Annotated in this window: 2 protein-coding genes; both read right to left on the bottom strand. The window is 42.3% G+C overall.

The features are described from left to right. Positions 1-216: 216 nt before the first annotated feature. Positions 217-945, bottom strand: coding sequence for a hypothetical protein (locus tag ACWATR_RS39390; protein ID WP_460345648.1), 729 nt, complete (start codon positions 943-945; stop codon positions 217-219). Positions 946-1,404: 459 nt separating this feature from the next. Then, positions 1,405-1,740 carry a helix-turn-helix domain-containing protein gene (locus ACWATR_RS39385; RefSeq protein ID WP_228675969.1) on the bottom strand — a complete coding sequence of 112 codons (336 nt, stop codon included), beginning with the start codon at positions 1,738-1,740 and terminating at the stop codon, positions 1,405-1,407. Positions 1,741-2,372 lie beyond the last annotated feature (632 nt).

The following is a 2,372-nucleotide window of genomic DNA, read 5'->3' as shown; positions in this document are numbered from 1 at the left end:
CTTGTGTCAGTTCATTGAGGCGTAGGTAAATATCGTCAAATCTAACATCGTCTGTCATCTAAACCTCCTTGCTGACATCCTCTACTACGATTTTAGCGGTATCGCTGTGTCATCTCCTCATCTGTTGAAAAAGGCGTAGCTAAAAACAGAAAACAGTAGGCGTGACCGAAATCTTCATCGGTCACGCCTTCTGATTTTCTTACGCCGCCATTCCCTCTATCCGCGCAAAATCGGAGTCTGTGAACCCACCGCAATCAAGAGACTCGTCTGAGGGTGGTTGATATTGCCATAGGTGTTTCTATCATTAGCTGCTAGTTGATCAAACGGCTTACCCAGCAGTTCCTCACGAGATGGTTGCATCAGTTCTACCATCGACAATACCCACACCGCATCGAACGCAGAATCACACGGAATTTTCTGCTGATGCACTGAAGTTGTCCGAATAACCCACCATCTGCTGTTAGTACAGCCTACTTCGCCAAGCTTTTGATCCTGGTCGTAGATACCATCGTTTAGGATTTCAAACCCATACTTTTCGCATTCATCAGCAATCTGTACCATGATTTCGTTCCCCGTTGTAGCGACTGGGGTTTCTTCTTGTATGGGCAGTGTTCCGCGCTGGTAATGCCATGTGATATAGCTGTGGCATCTTTTAAAAGTGTTCGCGCGATGGATCTCCTCATCATTGACCATCACTATCCAAGGTTGCGTTAGGTCATCGTCGTGAGTAATGCTAGCTACGAGCTTTTGACCTGCATAGAATTCGTGATCTTCAAACGAAATCTCTACTGATCTCAATTCTTCAACTGGTTTAACGCAAGAGGTTAAAGTTGCTGTTGTTTGTGGCATAATTTTAAAACCTTCGATTGGGTAATAAAGGCGATCGCACAGTTTCTCAGGCAGGCGATCGCCTTTTGATTTACATGAACAACGTTGTGCTTGCACAACGCTCACTCTCTTATTGGCGAAGCCTCATAAAGTAATTCCAAGGCAAAGCGTATCAGATGGTGTCAAAACAGCAAACAGCACAAAGCTGTAGAGAAGATATTGGGATTTACCGTGTCCTCTGTACAGCCGCGTGGTAACAATTGAAAAGGCGATTGAAGAGTTCACAATCGCCTTTGTTCTGCAAAGATTGAAGTTTTTTACAACCAGTTTTTAGACTTGGTGGGTCATCGGAATCATCTCACGGCGGCTTGACCATTACAAGTTTAAGGCTTCCGGCTGCTAGTCCCGGTGGCTACTAGTTTTATTGGTTTGGTATCAGTAACTCGATTTAGTTGATTTAGTTTGTAAGTCTTTAGGTATTGGGGGCGCTGGTGATTTACTCTCCTTGGCCCTTATATTTAGTATTTTATAACGCACACCTGTAACTTGTCAATACTATTTAGTAACGCAGCGCAACTATTGTACAGTGCAATTTATATCCCAAATTAAAGAAGATACATCACCATTTAATGCAACACAAAGCTTTTGTAGGATTTCAGTACTAACAGTTACTTCTTTCGGCTTTTTAGGACGATTAACAAACAAGTGTGGAGCTTCTAATTGCTGAATGTAAGTAGCAGATATACCTACTATCTCTGATAGTGCTTTCCGGCTATATCCAGCTTTTTCCCTTAATTCTCTTAATTTCTGCGCGTTTTCTTCATTCCAACGGAAAGATGCTACCGGAGTAACATCTATTTTAATCTTCATTTGTAAATCTACCTTGTTATTATTGCGCTCACCTGTTGACATTTAATGCTACTCGCCTTAATATATTGGTGTCAACCATAATTCAACCAAATAAACTCGTGTTACACCATAAATTTATGGTGCTAAAAGCTTTTGTCCTGGTTGATAATGCCGAAAATTATTTATGAACAACTGTTTTAGTAACAGATCGACTTAAGGCGGCTAAGGCTTTTCCTCCAACTTAGACTGGTATTCGACAAAAAAGCGATTGCCAATAACAGCAAACGCTTACGTTGTTTGAGCAATGCCAGAGCAATTACCTGAACTAGCTCTTCTGCAAAGGATAGCCACGTCTAACTTAGAGAATTTTCAAAAGCTAGTAGTCTGCCAAGGGAATTTTGCGTGGTGGCAAGCAAAGGGGCAGGGGGGAAAGAACTTGTACAAATCTCTCCTCTGCTCCCCTGCACAAGCGCCGACCTCCACAAGCGCAATTTTGGGGAAAGTGAACTACTAGGTTGTTTAGTTATTCACGATTGAGCTTAAACATTCCGCATTTTGTTTCAACACTAAAGCAACTAGCCAAATACACAATAGCAACGCCCTCAAATTCTCCCACTCATCAGGAGAAAGCAGTATGTCTAGGTTTCAATCAATCAGCACTCCTCACCGAGTAAAAAGCGATCGCACTGGTTACT

Source organism: Nostoc sp. UIC 10890, assembly GCF_054786515.1.
Note: the sequence above shows the minus strand (reverse complement) of the source record. Positions and strands in the feature narration are given on the sequence as shown.